Annotated in this window: 25 protein-coding genes; 18 read left to right on the forward strand and 7 right to left on the reverse strand. The window is 64.2% G+C overall.

The genetic code is table 11. The annotated features are described in order from the left end of the window. Positions 1–150: 150 nt before the first annotated feature. Both cutA and ACODTA_RS10175 read right to left on the reverse strand, forming a co-directional pair. Positions 151–468 carry a divalent-cation tolerance protein CutA gene (gene cutA, locus ACODTA_RS10170; protein WP_489065793.1) on the reverse strand — a complete coding sequence of 106 codons (318 nt, stop codon included), beginning with the start codon at positions 466–468 and terminating at the stop codon, positions 151–153. Next, complete coding sequence (locus ACODTA_RS10175; RefSeq protein WP_489065794.1) at positions 465–1,496, reverse strand: COX15/CtaA family protein; 1,032 nt, start codon at positions 1,494–1,496, stop codon at positions 465–467. Before ACODTA_RS10175 ends, cutA begins: the two co-directional genes overlap by 4 nt. A 97-nt stretch (positions 1,497–1,593) precedes the next feature. Here ACODTA_RS10175 and ACODTA_RS10180 point away from each other — a divergent pair, with 97 nt between their 5' ends. From ACODTA_RS10180 to ACODTA_RS10250, 15 genes are all read left to right on the forward strand, one after another. Continuing rightward, a complete protein-coding gene (locus tag ACODTA_RS10180) occupies positions 1,594–1,986 on the forward strand; it encodes a MerC domain-containing protein (RefSeq protein WP_489065795.1) in 393 nt (130 codons plus the stop codon). A 57-nt stretch (positions 1,987–2,043) separates the two neighbouring features. Further along, positions 2,044–2,505, forward strand: a complete 462-nt coding sequence (locus ACODTA_RS10185; protein WP_489065796.1) for a Fur family transcriptional regulator — start codon at positions 2,044–2,046, stop codon at positions 2,503–2,505. A gap of 374 nt (positions 2,506–2,879) precedes the next feature. Then, positions 2,880–4,805, forward strand: coding sequence for a 1-deoxy-D-xylulose-5-phosphate synthase (dxs, locus tag ACODTA_RS10190; RefSeq protein WP_489065797.1), 1,926 nt, complete (start codon positions 2,880–2,882; stop codon positions 4,803–4,805). A 634-nt stretch (positions 4,806–5,439) separates the two neighbouring features. Beyond that, complete coding sequence (locus ACODTA_RS10195; protein WP_489065798.1) at positions 5,440–5,796, forward strand: hypothetical protein; 357 nt, start codon at positions 5,440–5,442, stop codon at positions 5,794–5,796. Positions 5,797–5,908: 112 nt separating this feature from the next. Beyond that, entirely contained in the window at positions 5,909–6,640 is a 732-nt protein-coding gene (locus tag ACODTA_RS10200) for a TlyA family RNA methyltransferase (protein ID WP_489065799.1), read from the forward strand. 157 nt (positions 6,641–6,797) lie between these two features. Beyond that, entirely contained in the window at positions 6,798–7,844 is a 1,047-nt protein-coding gene (locus ACODTA_RS10205) for an efflux RND transporter periplasmic adaptor subunit (RefSeq protein ID WP_489065800.1), read from the forward strand. 12 nt (positions 7,845–7,856) lie between these two features. After that, on the forward strand, positions 7,857–10,976 hold the full coding sequence (locus ACODTA_RS10210) for an efflux RND transporter permease subunit (RefSeq protein ID WP_489065801.1): 3,120 nt from the start codon (positions 7,857–7,859) through the stop codon (positions 10,974–10,976). Between the two features lie 10 nt (positions 10,977–10,986). Next, positions 10,987–11,541, forward strand: coding sequence for a TspO/MBR family protein (locus tag ACODTA_RS10215; RefSeq protein ID WP_489065802.1), 555 nt, complete (start codon positions 10,987–10,989; stop codon positions 11,539–11,541). A gap of 31 nt (positions 11,542–11,572) precedes the next feature. Further along, the gene (locus ACODTA_RS10220; RefSeq protein WP_489065803.1) at positions 11,573–11,878 is read left to right on the forward strand and encodes an accessory factor UbiK family protein; all 306 of its coding nucleotides are present in this window, start codon (positions 11,573–11,575) and stop codon (positions 11,876–11,878) included. 109 nt (positions 11,879–11,987) lie between these two features. After that, positions 11,988–12,497 (forward strand): type III secretion system chaperone family protein, encoded by a 510-nt coding sequence (locus ACODTA_RS10225; protein WP_489065804.1) that lies wholly within the window; start codon positions 11,988–11,990, stop codon positions 12,495–12,497. 224 nt (positions 12,498–12,721) lie between these two features. Continuing rightward, positions 12,722–14,200 carry a glycerol kinase gene (locus tag ACODTA_RS10230; RefSeq protein WP_489065805.1) on the forward strand — a complete coding sequence of 493 codons (1,479 nt, stop codon included), beginning with the start codon at positions 12,722–12,724 and terminating at the stop codon, positions 14,198–14,200. Position 14,201: 1 nt separating this feature from the next. Beyond that, complete coding sequence (locus ACODTA_RS10235) at positions 14,202–15,071, forward strand: M48 family metalloprotease (protein ID WP_489065806.1); 870 nt, start codon at positions 14,202–14,204, stop codon at positions 15,069–15,071. Between the two features lie 54 nt (positions 15,072–15,125). Further along, a complete protein-coding gene (gene msrA, locus ACODTA_RS10240) occupies positions 15,126–15,674 on the forward strand; it encodes a peptide-methionine (S)-S-oxide reductase MsrA (protein WP_489065807.1) in 549 nt (182 codons plus the stop codon). A 199-nt stretch (positions 15,675–15,873) separates the two neighbouring features. After that, positions 15,874–16,740, forward strand: coding sequence for a UTP--glucose-1-phosphate uridylyltransferase GalU (gene galU / locus ACODTA_RS10245; protein ID WP_489065808.1), 867 nt, complete (start codon positions 15,874–15,876; stop codon positions 16,738–16,740). 53 nt (positions 16,741–16,793) lie between these two features. Beyond that, positions 16,794–17,048: a hypothetical protein gene (locus tag ACODTA_RS10250; RefSeq protein WP_489065809.1), complete on the forward strand. Its 255-nt coding sequence runs from the start codon at positions 16,794–16,796 to the stop codon at positions 17,046–17,048. Here ACODTA_RS10250 and ACODTA_RS10255 read toward each other — a convergent pair. The 3 genes from ACODTA_RS10255 to ACODTA_RS10265 form a co-directional block, all read right to left on the reverse strand. Next, positions 17,045–17,680, reverse strand: a complete 636-nt coding sequence (locus ACODTA_RS10255) for a GyrI-like domain-containing protein (RefSeq protein ID WP_489065810.1) — start codon at positions 17,678–17,680, stop codon at positions 17,045–17,047. The genes ACODTA_RS10250 and ACODTA_RS10255 overlap by 4 nt on opposite strands. A 242-nt stretch (positions 17,681–17,922) precedes the next feature. Further along, positions 17,923–18,654: an aquaporin Z gene (aqpZ, locus tag ACODTA_RS10260; RefSeq protein WP_489065811.1), complete on the reverse strand. Its 732-nt coding sequence runs from the start codon at positions 18,652–18,654 to the stop codon at positions 17,923–17,925. Between the two features lie 156 nt (positions 18,655–18,810). Next, positions 18,811–19,767, reverse strand: a complete 957-nt coding sequence (locus tag ACODTA_RS10265; RefSeq protein ID WP_489065812.1) for an L-threonylcarbamoyladenylate synthase — start codon at positions 19,765–19,767, stop codon at positions 18,811–18,813. Positions 19,768–19,815: 48 nt separating this feature from the next. On the opposite strand from ACODTA_RS10265, the gene ACODTA_RS10270 reads away from it, so the two are divergent. Then, a complete protein-coding gene (locus tag ACODTA_RS10270) occupies positions 19,816–21,525 on the forward strand; it encodes an acyl-CoA dehydrogenase family protein (protein WP_489065813.1) in 1,710 nt (569 codons plus the stop codon). A gap of 244 nt (positions 21,526–21,769) precedes the next feature. Here ACODTA_RS10270 and ACODTA_RS10275 read toward each other — a convergent pair whose 3' ends face one another. After that, on the reverse strand, positions 21,770–22,126 hold the full coding sequence (locus ACODTA_RS10275; protein WP_489066195.1) for a GntR family transcriptional regulator: 357 nt from the start codon (positions 22,124–22,126) through the stop codon (positions 21,770–21,772). A gap of 37 nt (positions 22,127–22,163) precedes the next feature. Beyond that, a complete protein-coding gene (locus tag ACODTA_RS10280) occupies positions 22,164–22,751 on the reverse strand; it encodes a nitroreductase family protein (RefSeq protein WP_489065814.1) in 588 nt (195 codons plus the stop codon). A gap of 130 nt (positions 22,752–22,881) precedes the next feature. Between ACODTA_RS10280 and ACODTA_RS10285 the strand changes: the two genes are divergently transcribed. Continuing rightward, positions 22,882–24,687, forward strand: coding sequence for a peptide MFS transporter (locus tag ACODTA_RS10285; protein ID WP_489065815.1), 1,806 nt, complete (start codon positions 22,882–22,884; stop codon positions 24,685–24,687). Next, the gene (locus tag ACODTA_RS10290; protein ID WP_489065816.1) at positions 24,674–26,077 is read left to right on the forward strand and encodes an amidohydrolase; all 1,404 of its coding nucleotides are present in this window, start codon (positions 24,674–24,676) and stop codon (positions 26,075–26,077) included. The genes ACODTA_RS10285 and ACODTA_RS10290 overlap by 14 nt, the downstream gene beginning before the upstream one ends. Positions 26,078–26,205 lie beyond the last annotated feature (128 nt).

A 26,205-nucleotide genomic window follows, 5' to 3' on the forward strand; every position in this document is an offset into this window, starting at 1 on the left:
GGGCCTGGACCTCTTTGGTTGAAACGAGCAACGCCGCCCTGGCGGACGGCGTCGTTGGAGCGGGCTAATGATCGATGATGCCTGTCAAGTCAAGTGAAACCGGGCTTTTCCAAACGGGTATCTGGATACCGTTGATTTAATCCCGCCTCTTCAATCGACTGTCTCTGCCTCGATCCAGTCGCGATAGGGCGCGAAAACCGTGCTTGTCGGCCATGCGACGATGGCCGGCACGTCATAGTCGTGCAGCGCGGCGATCCGGGCGATCAATCGGTCGATAAGCGTTTCCCGCGTCTTGAACAGCGCTGGCACTTCGCTCGCGCTCTCGATCTCGCCCTGCCAGCGATAGATGGAACTGCAGGGAGCCAGGATATTGACACAGGCGGCGAGCCGTTCCTCGACGACGATGCGGCCGATCCGCTCGGCATCTTCGACGCTGCCGAAGACCGCGTAGACCGTCGCGGCCGTCACCGCGCACGGCGCCCGACGACGTGCAGCCCCCAGGTCGTGCTCGCGACGACGAGCGCGCCCACCGCCTGATGGAGTACGGCAAGCCAGAAATTCATACCGGTGACAACGGTGGCGATGCCGAGCAGCACCTGGAGGCCGACGCTCGCATGGATGGCGACGGCGGCACGACGCTCGCCGGCCTGCTTCGCCTTGAGCGCGAGCATCACCAGCGCGATCACGACCACCCATGCCCACCAGCGGTGTATGAAATGGATCAGGAAGGGATCGTTGCCGATGGTGGCGAGCGCGGAGCCGAGCCAGGTGACGCCTTCGGGGAAGAAATGGTCGTTCATCAGTGGCCAGGTGCTTGAGACATAGCCCGCATCGAGCCCGGCGGTGAAGGCCCCGAACAGCAATTGCACCAGCAGGATAATGGCGACGAGCAGACCGAAGCCGGTCAGCCGCGCGGGTTGCGTGCCGCGGGCGAGCGTTTTCAGGTCCCATGCGGTCCAGAGCAGGCCGGCGATGATGAAGAGGGCGACGAGCAGATGTGTGGCGAGCCGGAAATGGCTGACGTCGGTGCGCAGCACCAGCCCGGAGGTCACCATCCACCAGCCCACCGCGCCCTGCAGGGCGCCGAGAAAGAGCAGGGCCACCAGGCGTGGGCCGTAGCCCGCCGGAATCTGGCGCTTCCACCAGAACCAGGCGAGCGGCAGCGCGAAGGCCAGGCCGATCACCCGGCCGAGCAGCCGGTGCATATATTCCCAGAAGAAGATGAACTTGAACGCCGCCAGATCCATGCCGCGATTGATCTGCTGATATTCGGGGATCTGCTGATATTTCGCGAACTCGGCGAGCCATTGCGCTTCGGTGAGCGGTGGAATCGCGCCGGTGATCGGCTTCCATTCGGTGATGGAAAGACCCGACTCGGTCAGCCGCGTGATGCCGCCGACGACGACCATCGCGAAGACCAGCGCGGCGACGATGCGGAGCCAGGCGATCAGCCGCGAAGGCGCGGGGGCGGGCGATGCAGGACGTGCGAGTGCCATGCGGCGCGCTATGCCGCGCGGCGCGGCGCGGTACAAGCGCCGAACGCCTGGAGACAGCTCCAAATGATATGTTGTAACTTTCCGCCGTCCATGCCAAATGGAAAGCGCAATCGGAGTCGTCGTGAACAATATCGTGTCTCGCCTGGGGTCGCTCGACCGGCTGGCTATTGGCCTGTCGGGTCTGTGCGTCGTGCATTGCGTGGCGAGCGCGATCGCGGTGGTGCTGCTCACCTCCGCCGGCGGCGTGCTCGTCGATCATCGCATCCATGAAGCCGGCCTGGTCCTGGCGATCGGCCTTGGTATCGTCGCGCTGGGCTTCGGCATTCGCGAACATGGCTTCATCCTGCCCGCCGCCGTCGGCGCGCTGGGCATCGGCATGATGATGGGCGCGATCACGCTGAACCATGACGGCAGTGAGATCATGTATACGATCCTCGGCGTCGCGGTGCTTGCGCTGGGCCATGATCTCAACCGGCGGGCGACGAACTAGGGCGGATACTCCCTCACTCACGCTTGCCGCAGGGCCCTGCCGCGCCTAGATTAAGGCATGGCTCAGCATCACCACCATCACGAGCATGAGGGCGTCGCGCTTGCCGACGCCGCCAAGGTTGCGCTTGAGAAATCGGGCGAACAATGGACTGACATGCGCGCAGCGATCTTCGACGTGCTCGCCGGCTTCGAAAAGCCAGCATCCGCCTATGATATCGCCGAAGCGGTTTCCAAGGCGCGCGGACGCCGCGTTGCCGCCAACAGCGTCTATCGTATCCTCGACCTGTTCGTCGGCGCCAATCTGGCGCGCCGGGTGGAAAGCGTGAACGCCTATGTCGCCAACGCGCATCCTGACTGCCTGCACGATTGCATCTTCCTGGTGTGTGACAATTGCGGGCAGGCGACACATCTCGACGACGACAGTCTCTCGACGGGGGTTCGCGCCGCCGCGCGCAAGGCGGGCTTTTCGCCTGAGCGGCCGGTTATAGAAGTGCACGGTCGCTGCGCCGACTGCGACTAGGATCGGGCGAAATTCGGGCTATGCCGGCCTGCAAACGGCATTCTTCTGCGCTTCCGGTGCTCACGTACTGAAGTACGCTGTGCGCCGGTTCTCGAAGAACACCATTTTCGGCTCGGCCTGACCCGAATTTCACCCGATCCCGATGCGTTTTAAGCGCTCTGCATCGATCCTGCACTGCATCGCCATGACGGTTCCGTTCGACAGTTTGTCGTGGCAGCGCTAGACCTTGATCACTTCAGTCCGAAGTGGCCTGAAGTGTGAATCAAGGTCTCAACCATATGATAAGAGCCTGATTCACGGCATCGGCGGAAGCGCAAAGCGCTTCCACCTCAACCGATCAGGCTCTATGAGTTGTGCCCGCAAAGAGGGAATATATGTCCGATTCACCCGCGACGCCGCTGCTCGATGCCGTCGCTTCTCCGGCCGATCTCCGGAAGCTCGCGCCCGATCAGCTTCGCCAGCTTGCCGACGAACTGCGCGCGGAGATGATCTCCGCGGTTTCGGTCACCGGCGGGCATCTCGGCGCCGGGCTCGGCGTGGTCGAACTGACGACCGCGATCCATTATGTGTTCAACACGCCCGACGATCGCCTGATCTGGGATGTCGGCCATCAGGCCTATCCGCACAAGATCCTCACCGGGCGGCGCGATCGCATCCGCACACTGCGCCAAGGCGGCGGGCTTTCGGGGTTCACCAAGCGTAGCGAGAGCGAATACGACCCCTTTGGCGCGGCGCACAGCTCGACATCGATTTCGGCCGCGCTCGGCTTCGCTGTCGCCAACAAGCTGGCGGGCCGGCCCGGCAAGGGTATCGCCGTGATCGGCGACGGCGCGATGAGTGCTGGCATGGCCTATGAGGCGATGAACAATGCCGAGCAGGCGGGCAACCGGCTGGTCGTCATCCTCAACGACAACGACATGTCGATCGCGCCGCCGGTCGGCGGGCTTTCGGCCTATCTGTCGCGCATCGTCTCCTCGCGCAGCTTCCTGGGGCTGCGCGATCTCGCGCGCCGCTTTGCGCGCCGTCTGCCACGTCCGCTTCATGATGCCGCGCGCAAGACCGACGAGTTCGCGCGGGGCATGACGATGGGCGGCACGCTGTTCGAGGAACTCGGCTTCTATTATGTCGGCCCGATCGACGGCCATAATCTCGACCATCTGATCCCGGTTCTCGAAAATGTCCGCGATGCGGAAGAGGGGCCGATCCTGGTTCATGTCGTCACCAAGAAGGGCAAGGGCTATGCCCCCGCCGAGGCGGCGGCGGACAAATATCACGGCGTCCAGAAGTTCGACGTGGTTTCCGGCGAGCAGGCCAAATCGCCGCCCGGACCGCCGAGCTATACCGCGGTCTTCGCAAAGGCGCTGATGGCCGAGGCCGCGCGCGACGAAAAGGTGGTGGCGATCACCGCCGCGATGCCCTCCGGCACCGGGCTCGACAAGTTCCAGCAGGCCTATCCCGATCGCACCTTCGATGTCGGCATCGCCGAGCAGCATGCCGTGACCTTCGCGGCGGGGATGGCGGCACAGGGTATGCGGCCCTTCTGCGCGATCTATTCCACATTCCTGCAGCGCGCTTACGATCAGGTGGTCCACGACGTCGCGATCCAGAATTTGCCGGTGCGCTTCGCGATCGATCGCGCCGGACTGGTCGGCGCCGACGGTGCTACCCATGCCGGTAGCTTCGACGTCACCTATCTGGCGTCTTTGCCCAATTTCGTCGTGATGGCGGCGGCCGACGAGGCTGAACTGGTCCATATGGTCCATACCTGTGCCTGCCATGATAATGGCCCGATCGCGGTCCGTTATCCGCGCGGCAATGGCACTGGCGTGGCGCTTCCCGAGGTTCCGCAATTGCTGGAGATCGGCAAGGGGCGCATCGTCCGCCAGGGCAAGAAGGTCGCGATCCTCTCGCTTGGCACCCGGCTGGAAGAGGCGCTGAAGGCTGCCGACCAGCTCGACGCGCGGGGGCTCAGCACCACCGTCGCCGATCTGCGCTTCGCTAAGCCGCTGGACGAGGCGCTGATCCGCAAACTGCTGGCAACACATGAAGTCGCCGTGACGATCGAGGAGAACAGCGTCGGCGGCCTTGGCGCGCATGTGCTGACGCTCGCCAGCGACGAAGGGCTGATCGATACCGGCCTGAAACTGCGGACGATGCGCCTGCCCGATATCTTCCAGGATCACGAAAAGCCCGAAAAACAGTATGACGAGGCCGGGCTCAATGCGCCGCACATCGTCGATACCGTGCTGAAGGCGCTGCGCCACAACAGCAGCGGCGTGATTGAGGGCGCACGCGCCTGAGGTCGTGCCGCGGGGCGGTGGGCGATCACCGCCTGGTGCCTCGGCTCGTCTCGATCAACCCAAGTCGAACTCGTCTGGAACTGGAAACGCGATCATGCGTTTCCAGTCCTGAGGCGATGTGTCGCCCGACGGTTGTCGGAGCACAAAGATCGCTGGAAAATGGTGCCTGGGCGAGCGGTCCGGTTCTATTCGACCGCATGTCCGGTCTGGCTGATCAGGTTTCGGGAGCTGCTTTCGGACGGCTGCCCGGATTTGTCGCGCGCCGTCCCTGGTACACGAAATTTCGTTACGTATCCAGTCCATTTTGGTGTTTTCTAACGAAAACGGCCATGTCGTTTCTCTTGAGACTATAGAAAATCGCGATCATCACTGATGTGAAGCGCGATATAATGTTCCATGGACTTGGACACTCGTCTTGCATGGCATGGCAGGCGCATTGTACGTTTTCGACATCTCTCCGGAAAATCGCTGTGTGCCCGCCGTTCGCGAGTGCGGCTTGTACCCTTTTTCGAGCAAAAATACTTCCAAAATGGATGCATATCATTTTCGTTATGGGTGGATGTTTGGTAATAATTAAGATAGATGAACGTCAATTATCGCCGGGATATGGGGACTATCTTAGGGGCGTCGGGATATGGAGCAGGACCGTTCATTTTTACCTCTGCAGCGAGCGCTTCGAATTTATCAGGCGCGCCGTAGCCGGCGAGCGCTGTTCGCGCCGGACTCGGATATATTCGGCGAGCCCGCCTGGGACATTTTGCTAGATCTTTTCATCGCGCATGAGCGCCGCCAACCGATCTGCCTTTCGGATGCCAGTCTTGGCGCGGGAGTGCCGTTGTCGACCGCGCAGCGTTGGGTGAAGCAATTGCTCGATCGCGGCCTGCTTGTACGGCACAGCGACGGCAGGGATCATCGGCGCGTACTGGTCTCGCTCAGCGAGCATGCGGTCAAGCTCATGCGCAGCTATCTGGAAAAGCACGACGGCGGCTGAGGCGGCAAGCGGGCATCGGTTTTGTCATGGTCATTGCCGCTTGGCGTCGCATGACCTTTCCGGCATTGCGGATCAGTTTCCATCGCAGGCCGCACCGTCATGATCCGTTTCCATGCCTAAATCCCGCGCCGACCAGCTTCTTGTCGATCGCGGGCTCGTGGAAAGCCGGACGCGGGCGCAGGCATTGATCCTGGCCGGCCTGGTATTCTCGGGTGAGCGCAAGATCGACAAGGCGGGGCAGGCGCTGCCGCCGGATGCGCCGATCGAAGTGCGCGGACGCGATCATCCCTGGGTTTCGCGCGGCGGCATCAAGCTGGCGCACGCCATCGCGCATTTCGGCTGGGACGTGACGGGCGCCGTCGCGATCGATGTCGGATCGTCGACGGGCGGTTTCACCGATGTGCTGCTGACCAACGGCGCGGCGCGTGTCTACGCAGTCGATAGCGGAACAAATCAGCTTGCGTGGAAACTTCGCCAGGATTCGCGCGTCATCGTCCATGAAAAGACCAGTGCCCGGATCCTGACCGCCGAACATATTCCCGAGCCTGTCGATCTGATCGTGTGTGACGCCAGTTTCATCTCGCTCGCCAAGGTGCTGGACGTGCCGCTTTCCTTCGTCCGCGCCGGTGCGCGTCTTATCGCGCTGATCAAGCCGCAATTCGAGGCGGGGCGCGAAGAGGTGGGCAAGGGTGGGGTGGTCCGCGATCCGGCCGTGCACTCCCGGGTCTGCGCGGAGGTGGTCGCATGGCTCGAGCAGAAGAGCTGGGCGATCGATGGTGTGGTCGAAAGCCCGATCACCGGGCCCGAGGGAAATATCGAATTCCTGGTCGCCGCGCATTGCTGAGATATTTCACATCTGTGACGAATTTTTCAAATTGCGACAAATTGCGACAGACTAAGGAATTGCAAAGCGCGTGACTGCACGATACCCGGCTGTGCTGCCGTTCGAGCTGGGTCGGTCGGCGGCAAGACCCCTTAATTCGGGAAATCGACACAGGCGCATGCGCATTTCAGCCGTTATCCCAGTGATATTCCTCTTGTCCGCTTGCGGCGGCGCCAAGGACTCGCATCGTGGTGACGCGCCGCTTGTGCGCGCGGATCCGACCGCGACGAAGCGTTTCACCGATCGGATCGACGCGGTCGGCACGGCCTTCGCCAACGAACAGGTGGTGCTGTCGGCCCCGGTGACCGAGCGGATCACGCGCATCAATTTCGGTGACGGCGGCTATATCGCCAAGGGCCAGATCGTCGCAGTGCTCGCCCAAGGCCAGGAAACGGCACAATTGCAGGAAGCCGGTGCCCGCGCGACCGAGGCGCGCCAGCAACTCGAGCGCCTGGACGCGCTGAAGGCGCGTGGCTTCGCCACGCGCGCCGCGGTCGATGCGCAGACCGCGCTTGCCGCCTCCGCGTCCGCCCAGGCGGCGGAAGCGCGCGCATCGATCGGTGACCGGGTTATCCGCGCGCCGTTCAGCGGCTGGGTGTCGCTGCGCAACATCTCCAGCGGCGCGGTGGTGACGGCGGGCACGGAGATCGCGACGATCAGCGATGTTTCCCGCATCAAGCTCGATTTCACCGTTCCCGAGACGCTGCTGGCGTCGCTGGCTGTCGGTCAAGGCATCGACGCCGTCGCGGCCGCCTATCCCGGCCGCGAATTCCACGGCACCATCGCCAGCATCGATCCGGTGGTGAGCCCCGAGACGCGCGCGGTGACCGTGCGTGCGCTGCTGCCCAATCCCGATCGCGCGCTCAAGCCCGGCATGCTGATGACCGTCGCGGTGGAATCCGCGGCGCGCAACTCGCTGTCGGTTCCCGAACTCGCCGTCGTGGGAGAGGGCGACAAGAGCTATGTCTTCGTCGTTGGCGACGGCAGCAAGGTCAAGCGGACCGCGGTCAAGATCGGCGCGCGTCAGAATGGCGCGGTGGAAATCCTGCAAGGCCTGAAGCCCGGGCAGCGGGTGGTGACCGAAGGCGTGGTGAAACTCACCGACGGCATGAAGGTGGCGCTGGCGGGTGCGCGGGGCGAGCGTCCGGCGGCGGCCGGCGACTAAGGGCGCCGGCGAATGCAGCTTTCCGATCTGTCGGTCCGCAGGCCGGTCTTCGCCACGGTCATCGCGATCCTGTTGTGCGTCGTCGGCGCCGTAGCGTTCATGAGCCTGTCGGTGCGCGAATATCCCGACACCGATCCGCCCGTCGTTTCCGTGCAGACCGTCTATACCGGAGCGGCCGCCACCGTGGTCGAATCCCGTATCACCCAGGTGCTGGAAGCGCAGCTTGCCGGCATCGAGGGCATCTTGGCGATCAGCTCGCGTTCGCGTGACGGCCAGTCGGAAATCACGATCGAATTCAACCCCGGTCGCGACATCGATTCGGCGGCCAACGATGTGCGTGATCGCGTGTCGAGTTCGGTTCAGGATCTCCCGGAAGAGGCGCTGGCGCCGCAGGTGCGCAAGGCTGACTCGGATTCGCAGCCGATCCTGTTCCTCGTCGTTTCCAAGCCGGGCTGGAGCAGGCTCCAGCTCAGTGATTATGCCGATCGCAACCTGGTCGACCGCTTCTCGGCGATCGACGGTGTCGCGCGCGTTTTCCTCGCCGGCGAGGCGCGGCCTTCGATGCGTGTGTGGATGAAGCCCGAGCGTCTTGCCGCGTTCCAGCTTACGCCCGCCGATGTCGAGAACGCGCTGCGCCGCCAGAATGTCGAACTGCCCGCCGGCCGCCTGGAATCGAAGGACCAGAACGTCACGCTGCGTGTGGAGCGGCCGTTCACGACGCCGGCGCAGTTCTCGCAACTCGTCGTCGGGCGCGGCGCCAACGGTTATCTGGTTCGTCTGGGTGATGTCGCGCGCGTCGAAGAGGGCGCGGAGAATCCCTATTACCAGTTCCGTCGGAACGGTGGTCAGGCCGTCGGTCTCGGTATCGTGCGCCAGTCCGGCGCCAACACGCTCGAGGTTGCCGACCGCGCCAAGGCGGAAATGGAGCTGATCCGCCCCTCACTGCCCGACGGCATGACGATCATGGTCGGATCCGACGATTCGCAGTTTATCAGTCGCGCGATCGAGCGGGTGTGGCACACCTTGCTCGAAGCGGCGGTGCTCGTTGTCCTCGTCATCTTCCTGTTTCTTGGCAGTGCGCGCGCCACGCTGATTCCGGCGGTGACGGTGCCCATCTGCCTGCTCAGCGCTTTCACCGTGCTGTGGCTGGCGGGGTTCTCGATCAATCTTTTGACCCTGCTCGCGATGGTGCTCGCCATCGGCTTGGTGGTCGATGATGCGATCGTCGTGCTCGAGAATGTCTATCACCGCATCGAGGAAGGCGAGTCTCCGCTCGTTGCTGCGTTCAAGGGAACGCGGCAGGTGGGGTTCGCGGTGATCTCGACCACCTTGGTTGTCTGCGCGGTGTTCGTGCCGGTGATGTTCCTGGCCGGACAGACCGGTCTGCTGTTCCGTGAGCTGGCGGTCGCGATGATCGCGGCGATCGCCTTTTCCGGCTTCCTGGCGCTCAGCCTGGCGCCGATGCTGTGTTCGAAGCTGCTCAAGCATCAGACGCGTGGGCGTTTCACCCAATGGATCGACGATCGTTTCCAGCGGCTCGAAAATGCCTATGCGCGCCGGCTCGATCGCGTGATCGACAAGCCTCTGATCGCGGTTGTCACCGTGGTGCTGTTCCTTGGGGCAGCCGGTGGCCTGTTCACGCTGATGAAGTCGGAATTGATCCCGGCGGAGGACATGGGCGTCGCGCAGTTCCAGATCAACGCGCCGGAAGGCACCGGCTTCGACACGATGGACCGCTATGTCGTCGATGTGCAGAACAAGCTGCTGCCGATGGTCAAGGAAGGGACGGTGGCCAACGTCATCGCGCGAACGCCCGGCGGCTTCAACGCGACTGACGATTTCAACAATGGCGGCTTCACGATCTTCATGAAGCCTTGGGAAGAACGCGAGCAGACGACGCAGGACGTGGTCAACAAGATCAATGCGATCCTGCGCGAGACCCCCACGGTGCGCGGCAATGCGTCCGTCCGGGCGCCGATCGGCGGTCGTGGCGGTGGCGGCAACAACAATCCGATCAATTTCGTGATCGCCGGCAACACCTATGAGGGACTGGTCGCCGCGCGCGATCGCATCCTGGCGGCGGCGGCGTCCAATCCCGGCATCATCAATCTCGATTCCGACTATAAGGAAACCAAGCCGCAGCTTCGCATCGACGTCGATACCGCGCGCGCCGGCGACCTCGGCGTGTCGGTCGATGATATCAGCCAGGCATTGCAGTCCCTTCTCGGTTCGCGCCGCGTCTCGACCTATCTCGATCGTGGCGAGGAATATCGGGTCATCGTCCAGGCCGACGCGAAGGACCGATCGAACCTTCAGAATCTGTCGCAGATCTATGTGCGCAGCCGGACAGGCGCGCTGGTGCCGCTCTCCAATCTGGTGACGACGCGCGAAACGGCGGGGCCGCGCGATCTTGGCCGTTTCCAGAAGATGCGCGCGATCACGCTCAACGGCGCGCTGGCGCCCGGCTATGCGCTGGGTGAAGCGCTGACCTTCCTTGAACAACAGGCGGCCGCGTCGCCTGAAGTGACGGCAGTGGGCTATCGTGGACAGAGCCAGGCATTCAAGGAGACCGGCAGTTCGATCTGGATCGTCTTCGGCCTGACGGTGCTCATCATCTTCTTGGTGCTTGCCGCGCAGTTCGAAAGCTTCATCCATCCGATCGTCATCATCACCACTGTGCCCTTGGCGGTGGCGGGCGGCGTGATCGGGCTGGCTCTCACCGGCCAGACGATCAATCTGTACAGTCAGATCGGTATCGTCATGCTTGTCGGCCTGGCGGCGAAGAACGGCATTCTGATCGTCGAATTCGCCAACCAGATACGCGATGAAGGTGTCGAGATCGGCGAGGCGATACGTCGCGCCTCCGCCCGGCGCCTGCGTCCGATCATGATGACCTCGATCGCGACGGTGATGGGCGCGGTACCGCTGGTCACGACGGGCGGAGCGGGGGCCGCATCGCGCGTCGCGATCGGCATCGTGATCGTGTTCGGTGTCTCGATCGCGACATTCATCACATTGTTCCTCATTCCAATTCTCTACAGCCGCCTGGCGCGTTATACGGGATCGCCGGAAGCGGTCGGGCGTGCGCTTGACAGTGAACTCGGGGTGCCGGCACCCGCGCCGGCCGAATAGGGAGCAGCGGATGAGTGAAATCGCGTCGAAGGGGCAACTCCGCTGGTCCTTTGCGCGATGGGCGCTCCTTTGCGTTCCACTTGTCCTGTTGCTCGGCATCGCCTCCGGGCAACTCGCCAATTCCGGCTACGGCAATCCCTGGTTCGATGCGCTGGTGAAGCCGGCGATCATGCCGCCCGGCTGGGCCTTCGGTGCCGCATGGACGATCCTCTACGTGTTGATGGGGCTCGCGCTCGCGATGATCCTCAACGCGCGGGGCGCGGCGGGGCGCAGCCTTGCGATCGCCTTGTTCGTCGCGCAATTCCTGCTCAATCTCGCCTGGTCGCCGATCTTCTTCGCCGCGCATCAGGTGGGGACCGCATTGCTGGTGATCCTGGCGATGCTGGTGCTTGCCGTTGCGACCACGGTGGCATTCCGGCGGGTTCGGCCGGCGGCGGCGGCGCTGCTGCTGCCCTATCTTGCCTGGCTCTGCTTCGCCGCCACGCTCAATTACCAGATCGGCGCGCTGAATCCCGACGCGGCAACCCTTGCACCCTCGACCCCCAAGGCCCAGATAGACCTTTAGCAAGGGTCAATCTCCGATCTGGAGGGATAGAATGCAGTCGCAGAATCGTGTTTTCGACGATTTCGTGAAATTCGTGAACGGCGCGGCGGGAACGCTCGCCGGCGTCGGCCGGGAGGCCGAGGCGTCGGCGCGTGAGCGCGCGAAGGAATGGATCGGCGGTCTCGATTTCGTTAGCCGCGACGAGTTCGAAGCGGTGAAGGCCATGGCGGCTGCGGCGCGCGACGAGGCGGATGCCCTGCGGGCGCGGCTCGATGCGCTCGAAGGCGCGCAGGCGAAGCCCGCCGCCAAGGCAGCGGCGAAGGCGCCCGCCAAGGGCAAGCCGAAATCCACAGGCTGATCCACGGGGAAATCCCCGGCGAAATCACCATCTCGCACGGTTTTGCCTTGTCTTCGGGGCCGTGCGGTTGCACGAGTGCGTTCATGAGAATGGCGCTGGTGACACCCGCATGACCCTGGACGAGTATGAGGCGGACCGCGCGAGTGGTGCGCCGATCGAGATGCTCGAAGCCTATTATTCGGCGCATGGCTGGACGCATGAGCGTGTCAGCGACGACGAGATCGTCGCGACGATGGACGGAAGCTGGACCAAATACGAACTGCGCGCGGTGTGGCGCGAGGATGATCGCGTGCTCCAGTTCCTGGCGCTGCCGGACATCAAGGTCGCAAACGAGAAGCGATCGGAAATGTACGAGACGCTGGGGCTGATCAACGAGCAACTCTGGCTCGGCCATTTCGAACTCTGGTCGTCGAGCGGGATCGTCCTGTTCCGCCATGCCGCGTTGCTTGACGGGCAGGAGGATTATCATCTTTCGCTCGATCAGGTGGAACTGCTCGTCGAAACCGCGATCGACGAATGCGAGCGATTTTATCCGGTGTTCCAGTTCGTCCTGTGGGGCGGGAAATCGCCTACGGAAGCCATAGCGGCGGCTTTGATAGAAACGCGCGGCGAGGCCTAGGAATGGATGCCATTGGGCCCATGCCGGGCTGCGAACGGCACCGTCCTGCGCTTCCGGTGCTCACGTACTGAAGTACGCTGCGCGCCGGTTCTCGGCCGGCACCATTCTCGCTCCGGCCTGAGCCCAATGGCATCCATTCCCAGGTGCTTGATCAAACGATCCCGCGACTGGATACCGTAGTTTACGCCTTTCGCGCACATGGGCTTTGTGGTTGAACCATGGCCATGAGCACGGCCGACAAGATCCTCGTCATCGACGAAGGCACCACATCCACCCGCGCTATGCTGTTCGGTGCCGACGGCGCTGTATTGGGGAGCGTGCAGCGGCCGTTGACGCAACATTATCCGGCGCCCGGGCTGGTCGAGCATGACGCCGCCGAAATCTGGGCGGTGACGCTGGATTGCGCGCGAGAGATGGTCGCACAGGCCGGTGGGCCGGGCGCCATCGCCGGGATCGGCATCACCAACCAGCGCGAGACCGTGGTGTTCTGGAGCAGGCGGACGGGCGAGCCGCTGGCGCCCGCGATCGTATGGCAGGATCGGCGTACCGCCGATATCTGCCGCTCTCTCAAGGACGCCGGGCACGAACCCATTGTCCAGGCCAAGACCGGACTGCTGCTCGATCCCTATTTTTCCGGCAGCAAGATCGGCTGGGCGCTGGAGAACTGGCCGCAGCTTCGCGACTCCGGCGACGATCTGATGGTCGGCACTGTCGAGAGCTGGCTGGTCTTCAAGCTGACCGGCGGCGCGCATGTCAGCGATGCGACCAACGCGTCGCGCACCGCGCTCATGGCGATCGGCGCGTCCGGCTGGGACGATGGCTTGCTGGATCTGTTCGGCGTGCCCCGCGTCATCCTGCCCGAGATCGTCGACTGCGCCGGGCCGATCGCGACGACCGACGCAGAACTGTTCGGCGCGCCGATCGCGATCACGGGCATGGCGGGGGACCAGCAGGCGGCGACGATCGGCCAGGGCTGTCTCGATCCCGGCCAGACCAAGGCGACCTATGGCACCGGCGCCTTCGTGCTTTCGAGCACGGGGCGCAGCCTGCCGCAGTCGAAGAATCGGCTGCTGTCGACCATCTGCTGGCAGCTTTCGGGTGAGCGCCATTACGCTCTCGAAGGATCGGTGTTCGTCGCCGGCAGCCTGATCCAGTGGTTGCGCGACGAACTGCGCCTGATCACTTCGGCGCCCGAAAGCGAACCGCTCGCGCGATCGGTCGCCGACAATGGCGGCGTCTATCTCGTGCCCGCATTGTCCGGGCTGGGAGCACCGCACTGGGAGCCGGGCGCGCGTGCCGCGGTGACGGGGCTCAGCTTCTCGACGGGGCGAGCGCATATCGTTCGCGCCGCGCTGGAGGCGATGGCGCATCAAACCAGCGACCTGAAGGGCGCCTTCGCGGCCGATGGCTGCGACTGGCAGGAACTGCGGATCGATGGCGGCATGGTCGCCAATGACTGGATGGCGCAGGATCTGGCGGACATGCTCGACCTGACGGTCGAGCGTCCTGCCTTCGCCGAAACCACCGCGATGGGCGCGGCGATGCTGGCGGGCGTCGGCGCCGGCCTGTTCGGATCGCTTCGCGACGCGGCGGCGATGCGCGGAGCGGTGACGCGCTTCACGCCCGCGATCGACGGCGCGGTCAGAGCCGCGCGGCTGGACGGTTGGTCCGTCGCGATGAAGGCGGTTCTCTCGGGCGCCTGACATGGGGTTGACCACGATCCTGGGCTTGTTGCTCGCCGCGTCGCCGCCGCCATCGCAGGCGGATATGGAACGCGTGCAGGATGTGCGTGTCGCGAAGATCGGCTACGATCTCGTCACCGCCAATGCGCGGCATTGCGCACGGCGGGCGCCCGTGACGGGGTTGCTGCTAGGGGTGCAGGATGCCGGCCGATACCCCAGCGTGGTCGCGATCTTGCCCGGATCGCCGGCCTCCGGGGTGGATGTCGCGCCCGACGACATCATCCAGTCAATCGGCGGCGCGGCCATGCCGGCGCTCGGCGATCCGGCATTCAAGGATGCGTCGGTGTGGATGCGTGCCGTGCTCGATCGCCTCGATGCAGGATTGGCGGCCGGGCCGGCGGCGGTGACGATCAGGCGTGGCGACCGGACCCTATCGGTGAACCTGACCGGCGTGCCGGCCTGTACGACGCGGTTCGTGATCTCGAACACCAGGGCGCTGAACGCCGGGGCTGACGGGGACTATGTCCGCATCTCGCAAAGCATGTTCGCGGAATTCCGCAGCGATGACGAACTCGCGGCGATCCTCGCGCATGAACTGGCGCACAACATCCTCGGCCATCGCGCCGTGCTCGATGCGCAGGGCGTGTCGCGTGGACTGTTCGGCCGGATCGGGAAGAATGCCGCGAAGATCCGCGAGACGGAGATCTCGGCGGACCGGCTGTCGCTGACGCTGATGCGCGATGCCGGTTATCGCATGGCGGCCGCGCCCGAATTCTGGGCGCGTTTTGAAAAGAAGCACGGTTCCGGCATCTTCGCCGACGCCACCCATCTGAACGGCCGCCGCCGCGTCGACATGCTGAATGCGGAGATCGCGCGCATCGATGGGCGGTGATTGCGGATCGTCGGCGCCTTCCTATTTAAAGACGATCAGCAAGGGAGAACGGACATGGCCGATCAGGTCGCGACACTCGCGGGCGGGTGCTTCTGGTGCGTCGAAGCGGTCTTCGACGATGTGATCGGCGTTTCGGCGGTCGAAAGCGGCTATATCGGCGGGGATACCGTCAACCCGACCTATCAGCAGGTGTGCAACGGCGATACCGGCCATGCCGAGGCGATCCGCATCCATTATGATCCGGACGTCATCGGTTATGACGATCTGCTCGACATCTTCTTCCACGTTCATGATCCGACGCAGCTCAATCGCCAGGGCAACGACATCGGCACGCAATATCGTTCGGCGGTGTTTCCCCATTCACCGGAGCAGGAGGCGTCGGCGCGCGCCGCCATCGCGCGGGCGCAGGCGGACTGGAACGATCCGATCGTGACGACGGTGGAGCCGCTGGCGACCTGGTATCCTGCCGAGGATTATCATCAGGAATATTTCGTCCGTGAAGGGTCGAAAAATCCCTATTGCATGGCCGTGGTCGCGCCCAAGCTCCGCAAGTTCCGCAAAAGCTATGCCGAACGCTTGAAGAACGCGGACACGACCGCCTGAACTGGGCCCGGATTGACGGCAGGTTTCGATGAGTGAACTCATCGAGGCCTGCTAACCCAATCTTCAATCCGCGCATCGCATCCTCCCGTCCGCCCGTCGCATCAACCTCTCTTTCGGGGAAAGCCGGGCAAGGCGTAAATTGACTTGGACGCGCTGGTTTGATCAAAGCGCGGCCAGTCTTCGGGAGTGTATCCAGGCTATGAAACGCGTTCGCAAAGCAGTTTTCCCGGTCGGCGGGCTCGGCACCCGCTTCCTTCCCGCGACCAAGGCCCTGCCTAAGGAAATGCTGCCCGTCGTCGATCGGCCGCTGATCCAATATGCCGTCGATGAGGCCATCGAGGCCGGAATCGAGCAGATGATTTTCGTCACCGGGCGCGGCAAGTCCGCGATCGAGGATCATTTCGACATCGCCTATGAGCTTGAAACAACGATGCGCGATCGCGGCAAGTCGATCGAACTGCTCCACCGCACCCGGCTGAAGCCCGGCGCGGTCGCCTATGTCCGCCAGCAGGAGCCGATGGGGCTCGGCCATGCGGTATGGTGCGCGCGCGACATCGTCGATGAAGAGCCCTTCGCGGTGTTGCTGGCCGACGATTTCATGGTGGGCAGCCCCGGCTGCCTCAAGCAGATGGTCGATGCCTATGAGCGCACCGGCGGCAACCTGATCTGCGCGCAGGAAGTCCCCGACGACCAGACGCATCTCTACGGCATCATCACGCCGGGCGCGCGCGACGGCGCGCTGACCGAGGTGAAGGGGCTGGTCGAAAAACCCAAGCAGGGCACGGCGCCATCGAACCTGTCGGTGATCGGCCGCTATATCCTTCAGCCAGAGGTGATGCGCGTGCTCGAACATCAGGAAAAGGGCGCGGGCGGCGAGATCCAGTTGACCGATGCGATGGCGGCCATGATCGGCAGCCAGCCCTTTCACGGCGTCACCTTTTCGGGGCGGCGCTTCGATTGCGGCGACAAGGCCGGCTACATCCATGCCAATATGGCGCTGGCGATGGAGCGCGAGGATATCGGCCCGGCGGTGCGTGACTTCGGCGAAAAGCTTTTCGTGCGATAGCGCCGACCGCGCGGATCCTGTATGCTGCCGACTTCGCGTAAAGGAGTTCGGGCATGCGGGTCGCCATCGTCGCCCTTTTACCGCTGGCGCTGAGCGGGTGTATCGCCCGCACCGCGGTCGATATCGTCACCCTGCCGGTCAAGGCGGTCGGCGCCGGCGTCGATGCCGTCACCACCAGCCAGTCCGAGGCCGATGAGAAGCGCGGGCGGGAGATCCGCAAGCAGGAAGAGCGTGAGGGCCGCGAAGCGCGCAAGCGCGAAAAGGAGGCCCGCAAACGCGCGCGCGAGGATGATGAAGAACGTTATTAGGCTCGGTTGAAACGGGCCTTCAGATCTTCCGGACGGGCTGGCGGATCAGCGTCCTGAGTTTTTTCGGGTGCCACCTTGCGCGGATCGCCAAGATAGATTTCATGGTGGCGGCCGGCGAAGCCGTAGCCGCCCGAAACCATCACCTCGCCGTGCAACCGCGCGAGCAGCGGCCCTTCATCGTCATAGCTGCCGATATGCAATGCCTGGAGGGAGAAACCTTCTTCGAGGCTTTCGAGGCGCAGGCTGTCGGGAAGCACGCCGAGTTTTGAGCGGGTCCGATTTGTGGCCGCGGCGAACATCTCCTCATCCACATCGTCCGGCATCATGATCATCATGGTCCAGTCCCATTCGTCCTTGCGGCGCGCTGTGAAGCTTTCGGGATCGCGGGCGGACCAGAGCCCTTCCAGAGGCGCGACGACGAAATCCCGCCCGCCGGCCTTGCAGGCGAACTTGATCGCATAGGCGGTCGCATAAAGGCTCTCGACCGCCAGCTTGTAAGCCGGTGCGCTGTTCGGATCGCCTTGGCCGTCCACCATCAGGTACAAGGCGGGCGGCACTTCGATCGGCACGAAGCGATCGACTGGCGCCGTGAACAGCGCCTTTCGGACTTTCTTAAGATCGAGCTTGTCCATTCATCCTTCCAGCCATTCGATTGCGTGCGGGGTTCGGCAAGCCTCGCTCTTCCGAGAGTTCACCCTCTCAGACTTTCAGCACGCCGTCGCTTCGCATCAGGATAGCTGGAGCAGCGTCTCGATCATGTCAGCACGTGCTCAATGGAGGAAATGTCGCGCGTCGAGAATCGACGCGCAGGCGGCGGCTGGAGGGGCGGCCACGTCGCCGTCCCTCCGTCACCTCCGATCCGAAGTCGCTGGCCTTACAGGGGCGCCCCTTCGACCGGCGGGCGCTTGGTCGCATCGGCGCCCAGCATCTTGTAGACGAATCCGCCCAGCGCCGCGCCGATAATCGGCGCCACCCAGAACAGCCAGAGTTGCGACAGGGCCCAGCCGCCCTGGATCAGCGCGGGACCGGTGCTGCGCGCCGGATTGACCGAGGTGTTGGTGATCGGGATGCTGATCAGGTGGATCAACGTCAGCGTCAGGCCGATCGCGATCGGCGCGAAGCCGGCCGGTGCGCGGCTGTCGGTCGATCCCATGATCACCAGCAGGAAGAAGAAGGTCAGCAGCAATTCGATGAGCAGACCCGATTCCAGCGCATATTTGCCGGGCGAATGTTCGCCGAAGCCGTTGGCGGCGAGGCCGTTGACCGCCAGATCATAGCCCGGCGCACCGCTGGCGATGACATAGAGGGTGAAGGCGGCCGCGACGGCGCCGAGCACCTGCGCGATGATATAGGCCGGTATGTCGGCGGTGGGAAAGCGTCCGCCCGCCCAAAGTCCCACGGTCACGGCGGGATTGAGGTGACAACCGGAGATGTGGCCGACCGTATAGGCCATGGTCAGAACAGTGAGGCCGAAGGCAAGGGAAACACCGACAAAGCCGATGCCGAGTTCGGGAAAGGCGGCGGCGAAGACCGCGCTGCCGCATCCGCCGAACACCAACCAGAAAGTACCGAGAAATTCCGCGATTCCACGTTGCACGATTGTCATGATCGTCTCCCGCTTCGAGTCCTCTCATATGGAGGACGCCGAAGTCTGGACCCTGGTTACGCCTGCGTAAAGATGGTGAAGCCAGGTGGATTTACGGGTTTATCGCGCAACGCTCATCGGGATTGAACCCGCTGGAGTTTCTATTTTGCCTTTGCCTTATCGAACCGCCGCGCGGGCAAGCCGATCGTTGATCGCGCGACCCAGGCCGGTATCGGGAACGGGCGCGACCGCGATCGATGCCGCCTGGGATGCGTCGGCCTGGTGAAGCAGGTCGAACAGGCATGCCGCCGCTTCGGACAGGTCGCCGGCGGATGACAGTGTCGCGTCGCCCGTCACCGCACCGAAGCCGATCAGCCATTCCCCGGCCTGCCGGTCGGTCGCGTTCAGCCGGACCGGCTTGGAAGGGGCGTAATGGCTTGCCAACTGGCCGGGGGCTTCGATCGATCCCGAGCCGGCCGATGAAACCGGCAGGCCGGCCGCTTCGGCGATGTCTTCCGCCGTGATCGGACCGGGGCGGAGCAGGCGGACGCGGTCGGCTTCGGGCGCGACGATCGTCGATTCAAGGCCTCGGCGCGTAGGTCCGGCATCGACGATCAGCGGGATCCGGCCGTTGAGGCTCGCCAGCACATGTTCGGCGCGCGTCGGGCTGATCCGGCCGCTGGCATTGGCGGAGGGGGCGGCGAGCGGCTTTCCCGTCGCCGCGAGCAGCGCCTGCATTGCCTCGTGCGCGGGACAGCGGATCGCGATGGTGTCGAGCCCGGCGGTGGCGAGCGAAGCGACCCCGCTGTCCGTCCGGCGGGGCAGCACCATGGTGAGCGGCCCCGGCCAGAAGGCCAGCGCGAGCCGGTGCGCGATCGGGTTGAGTTCGGCGATCGCCTCTGCGGCGGCGCGATCGGCGACATGGACGATCAATGGATTGAAGCTTGGCCGGCCCTTGGCCTCGTAAATGCGTGCGACGGCCTGGGCATCGGTCGAATCAGCGGCGAGGCCATAGACCGTCTCGGTCGGAATCGCGACCGGCAGGCCTCGGCCGATCAGCGCGGCGGCCTCGTCGATCGCGGCCTTGCCGTAGCGGCGGACATGAGTGTCGAATGGCGGATTTGAGCCGGTCACAAGCCGGCGCTATAGCGCGCGCCACACACAGGCAAGAGCGGATGTCCCATGAGCTACAACCCTCCCGTTTCCGAGCAGCGCTTCGTCCTCGATCACGTCGTCGGCATCAACGAACTGACCGCACATGAACGCTATGCCGCCGCGACCTCCGACATGGTCGACGCGATACTGGAAGGGGCGGGGGCGTTCGCGGCGGGCGAATATGCGCCGCTCAACCGCGCGGGCGACGAGATCGGCGCGCGCTGGGCGGATGGCAAGGTGACGATGCCTCCCGGATTCCGTGAGGCTTATCAGGCCTTTGTCGAAGGCGGCTGGGGCACGATCAGCGCGCCTGAGGCCTATGGCGGCCAGGGGCTGCCCAATGTGCTCGGCACCGTGATCATGGAGGATCTGGGCACCGCGAACATGGGCTTTTCGCTGATCAACATGCTGACGCCGGCGGCGATCGAGTCGCTGATCGCGGTCGGCACCGATGCCCAGCGCGACACCTATCTCGCCAAGCTGATCACCGGCGAGTGGAACGGCACGATGAACCTGACCGAGCCGCAGGCCGGATCCGACGTCGGCGCGCTCCGCACCACCGCGACGCCCGCTGGCGACGGGCTGTACCGGATCAAGGGCACCAAGATCTTCATCACCTTCGGCGAGCACGACCTGACCGACAACATCGTTCACCTCGTGCTGGCGCGCACGCCCGGCGCGCCGGCGGGCACGCGCGGCATCTCGCTGTTCATCGTGCCCAAGATCCGCGCGGATGGAACGCATAATGACGTTCGCTGCGTCTCGATCGAGCACAAGATGGGCATCCATGCCTCGCCCACCTGCGTGCTGAGCTACGGCGACAACGACGATTGTCTTGGTGAACTGATCGGTCCCGAATTCGGCGGCATGGCGGCGATGTTCGTGATGATGAACAATGCCCGGCTCAATGTCGGCCTTCAGGGCATCCAGATCGCCGAACGCGCGACGCAGCAGGCGGTCGGCTATGCGATGGAGCGCATCCAGTCCGCGCGCGCGGGCGGCGCGACGCGCGATCCCGTCGCGATCATCGAGCATCCGGACGTGCGGCGCATGCTGCTGCGCATGAAGGCGCTCACCCAGGGCGCGCGCGCGCTGATCTATTACGCCTTCGGCCAGCTCGACCGCGCCCATCTGGGTGATACCGACGCGCAGGATCGCGTTGATCTGCTGACCCCGCTCGCCAAGGCCTGGGGCACCGATGTCGGCTGCGAGGTCGCCTCGCTCGGTGTGCAGGTGCATGGCGGCATGGGCTTCATCGAGGAAACCGGCGCTGCCCAGCATTATCGCGATATCCGCATCGCGCCGATCTATGAGGGCACCAACGGCATTCAGGCGGCCGATCTGGTCGGGCGGAAGCTGAGCCTTGGCGGCGGTGCGCCGCTGGCCGCGCTCATCGCGGACATGCGCGCCGAAGCACAGGATGCCGGGCTGCGCGCATTGATCGGTGATGTCGAGGCGGTCGCCGAGCATCTTTCCGGCTCGGGCGCGGACGATCGGCTGGCGGGCAGCTATCCGTTCCTGACGATGCTGTCGGTCGCGGTCGGCGGCTGGCTGATGGAGCGCCAGGGCCGCATCGCGGCGAGCATGGATGGCGATCCGGCGTTCCTGGCGATGAAGCAGGCCGCCGCGCGCTATTTCGTCGATCAGATCGTACCGGAAGCGGCGGGGCTGAAGGCATCGGCGCTGGCGGGGTCCGAATTGCTCTATTCAGTGGATGCGGCCGCGTTCGCGGCTTGAAGATATTGGGGGGGCACGCCAGATGCCCTCCATCCGCTCGTCCTGAGCTTGTCGAAGGACTGTCCTTCTTTGGCGCTAATGCAAGGAAAGAACAGGCTTCGACAGGCCCAGCCCGAACGGGATTTGGGACTTGTAGCGGGCGTTCCAGATTCGCTTGGGCCGAATCTGTTGGCCGCAGGCAAACTCCTGCCTTGTCTAATTTCGGAGGGAAGTAGCGCTTCCGATACCGCAGCGCACCCAGAAATCAGGCTTCGGTGCGTTCCAGCAGGTCCGAAGCGCGCAGGCCGAGCCGATCGATATGCTGGTGGATGCGCGGCCAGAGCTGGGTGAGGAAGCTTTCGCGTTCCTCGTCGCGCAGCCGTTCAAGCGCGCCCTCGGCCACGAACATGCCGACGCCGCGACGGACGGTGACGAAGCCGCGATCCTGCAGGCTCTGATAGGCCTTGGCGACGGTCAGTGGATTGGCGCCATGTTCGGCGGCGAAGGAGCGGACGGACGGAAGCTGCTCCCCTTCGACATAGTCTCCGTCGAGGATCATCGCCGAGATCATGCCTCTCAGCTTGAGATAGACCGGGGTGTCGTCGCCGTTGATCGCTGTCATGCTCATATAATACACAAAGACGCGAAAAAGGCAATGTTCAATCGCCCGGCGGCGTCCAGCGCGTCAGCGTCGATCCGTGGGCGGGACGGGGGCGCTCCTCCAGCGCGCGCGACGGCGAGCCGATGAAGATGAAACCCGCGATTTTCTCAGGATGCGCGCCGAACGCGTCGCGAACCGCCTCGCTATAGGCGGGCCATCCGGTCAGCCAGCCGCCGACAAAGCCGTGCGCATGAACGGCATGAAGCAGGTTCATGCATGCGGCGCCCGCCGACAATTCCTGTTCCCACGCCGGGATCGTCGCCGATTCGCGCGGACAGAACAGTGCGACCACCAGCGAGGGCGCCTGGCGTGCATATTGTTCCATCGCCTCGATCTCGAGCCGCCCGGCCTCGGGGCGTTCGGCGCGATAGGCGGCGGTGATGACCTTGGTCAGCGCGTCGCGCTGGTCCGCCGCCACGCTCACGAACCGCCAGGGCGCCAGCTTGCCGTGATCGGGCGTGCGTGAGGCCAGTTCGACGATGGCGGCGAGTTCGTCGTCGCTCGGCCCGGGCGCGACCATGTCGCGGGGCTTGCCGGAACGGCGAGTGGCGAGATGGGTGAGGAGCGACGTGCGGTCGTTGAACATGGCCGCTCCCCTATCAGGCCGTCGCATTTGCAACAATGGCTTCACAGACGCGATTTCGGCGCTAGGTTTCCCCGCACATCGCGCCGGGTTCATCGGCGTGTCCGCTCTGCAAGGGGGAGCGCCTGAAACCATGACCACCATCAACGACGAACCCGTCGAACCGGGCGCGGCGCCGATGGATCCGGCGAAGGTCGAGATCCATCGGGAGGCCGGCACGTGGTTCGGCCATCCGCGCCAGCTCGCCCGGCTGTTCACCACCGAGGCCTGGGAACGCTTCGGCTTCTACGGCATGCGCGCGCTGCTCACGCTGTATCTGACGCAGCATTTCCTGTTCAGTGATCGCGAGGCGACGGGACTGTATGGCGGCTATACCGCGCTCGTCTATCTGACGCCCTTGGTCGGCGGCTATCTGGCGGACCAGTATCTCGGGTCGAAACGCGCGGTGAAGTTCGGCGCGATCATCATGTCGCTCGGTTATCTGCTGCTGTGCTTCGGCGGTGAGACCGCCAAGCCCTACGCCAATATCGACGGGCAGCGCTACGAGATCCAGGTCGATCGCCCTGCAGGCGGCAAGGAGGTCCAGTATCTCGTCGACCAGGGCAAGCGGCTGGCCATCAAGGGCAATGAGGACGGAACCGTCTCACTGCTCGGGGAGGGCGGCGCCGTCGAGCGTACCGTCGCCAAGGGAGGCTTCGAATCCGGCGGCGATCGCAGCCCCTTCTATGTGATGATCATGCTGATCGCGCTCTCGATGGTCTCGGTGGGCAACGGCTTCTTCAAGCCCAATATCTCCACCATGGTCGGCCAGCTCTATGAGCAGGGCGACCGGAGACGCGACGCGGGCTTCACCATCTTCTACATGGGCATCAATCTCGGCTCGTTCTTCTCGCAGCTCCTGTGCCCGATCCTCGCGGTCACGATCGGCTGGTGGGCGGGCTTCGGCCTGGCGGCGCTCGGCATGTTCTGCTCGTGGATGCTCATCCAGTTCGACGGCGGCAAGCTCGCCGGGTTCGGCGAACCGCCGGAGGGTGTGCGGGATCGGTCGCTGACCATCTATGCCTGCGCGATCCTGGGCGTGCCGCTCTTCTATTTCCTCTTCACCAACCTGATGGCCTCGACCCCGCCGGAGCCGGGATCGGGCCTGATCGGCTATGTCCTGTCGCTGCCGCTGATGGGCAAGCTGCTGTTCGGCACCTTCCTCATCGCCGTACCCGGCATCCTCGTCTGGTCGGCGCTCAAGGGCAGCAAGGCCGAGTTCCAGATGATGGTCGTCGCGATGGTCCTCATCGTCTTCAATGTCGTGTTCTGGACGCTGTTCGAACAGGCGGGCTCGTCGCTCACCCTGTTCGCCGATCGCAACACCGATCTCAGCGTATTCGGCCTGTTCAGCATCACCGCGCCGCAGACCCAGTTCTTCAATCCGCTGTTCATCGTGCTGTTCGCGCCGGTGCTGAGCATCCTCTGGTCCAAGCTCGCCGCGCGTGGGCTGGAGCCGAGCATGCCGGTGAAGTTCAGCGTGGCACTGATGGGCGTGGGCGGGGGCTTCCTGTTGCTGGTCTGGGGTACCAGCTTCGCCGATGAGGGCTTCCAGGTCGCGATTTGGTGGCTGGCGGGCCTCTACCTCATCCATTCGCTCTCGGAACTTTGCATCTCGCCTGTCGGGCTGTCGATGATCACCAAGCTCTCGATCGCGCGCGTCGTCGGCCTGATGATGGGCGTGTGGTTCCTGTCGATCTCGGTCGCGCAATATGTCGCCGGCGTGGTCGCGCAGATCGCCAGCGTCGATACGGTGGGCGGCCAGGTCACCAACCTCAAGGTCAGCCTCGACACCTATGTCGGCGTGTTCTGGACGATCGGCCTCTGGTCCGCCGGCATCGGCGTCCTCCTCCTTATCCTGTCACCCCTCATCAAGAAGTGGATGCATGGTGTTCAATAAGCATCTGAACGTACTTTCCGCGACGATCCTGCTCGCGGCCTGCGGCGCGTCTGAGCCGCCAGCGACCGCGAGCGACAAGCCCGCACCCGCGAAGGCGGCGCAGGCACCTGTCGCCGATCCCTATCCGTCGACCTACAAGGTCTATCCGGGCGTCGCGACCGTCATCCGCGGCGCGACCATCTTCGACGGCGAGGGCGGCCGGATCGAGAACGGCACCGTTTTCCTGTCCGAGGGCAAGGTGACCGCAATCGGCGGTCCCGACACACCGATTCCCGCCGATGTCGCGGTGATCGATGGTCGCGGCAAATGGGTGACGCCCGGCATCATCGATATCCACAGCCATCTGGGTGACTATCCGTCGCCGAGCGTCCAGGCCAATTCGGATGGTAACGAGGCGACGAGCGCCGTCACCCCGCAGGTCTGGGCCGAACACAGCGTCTGGCCGCAGGATCCGGGCTTCAGCCGCGCGCTCGCCAATGGCGGCGTCACCGCGCTCCAGATCCTGCCGGGGTCGGCCAATCTGTTCGGCGGCCGTTCGGTCGTGCTCAAGAATGTGCCGGGTCGCACGGTGCAGCAGATGAAGTTCCCCGGTGCGCCGCAGGGCCTGAAGATGGCGTGCGGCGAGAATCCCAAGCGGGTCTATGGCAGCCGCAACCAGCTTCCCTCCACCCGGATGGGCAACATGGCGGTCAACCGTCACACCTGGATGCGGGCGACCGAATACAAGCGCAAGCGCGACAAGGGGGAGGCGCAGCCGCGTGACCCGTCGATGGACACGCTGGCTGACGTGCTCGACGGCAAGATCCTGGTCCATAACCACTGCTACCGCGCCGACGAGATGGCGTTCGTCATCGATATGTCGAAGGAATTCGGCTACAAGGTCTCGACCTTCCACCATGCGGTGGAGGCGTACAAGATCGCCGATCTGCTGCGACAGAACGGCATCTGCGCGGCCATGTGGTCCGATTGGTACGGGTTCAAGATGGAATCCTACGATGCGATCAAGGAGAATATCCCGCTGGTCCACAATGCGGGGGCTTGCGCGATCGTCCATTCCGACGACGCCAACGGCATCCAGCGGCTGAACCAGGAAGCGGCCAAGGCGCTTGCCGATGGCCGGCGCATGGGCATCCAGGTCTCCGACGAGGTCGCCTGGACATGGTTGAGCTGGAATCCCGCCAAGGCGATGGGCATCGGCGATGTGACGGGCAGCCTGAAGCCGGGCAAGAACGCCGATGTCGTGCTGTGGAACGGCAATCCCTTCAGCGTCTATACCCGCCCGGATCGCGTCTGGATCGATGGCGCGTTGATGTATGATGCGGGCGATCCGAAACGCAGGCCGGTGAGCGACTTCGAACTGGGCCAGATCGGCGAAGGAGACGTGAAATGAGGAATTTCGTCTCCAGCAAGCGCTGCGTCATCAAATCCGCTCGGGCTGAGCTTGTCGAAGCCCCGTTCTTCTTCAGCATCGGCACCAAGAAAAAGGCAGGGCTTCGAAAGGCTCAGCCCAAACGGGCT

The sequence above is a fragment of the Sphingomonas sp. FG14 genome (genome assembly GCF_057809675.1).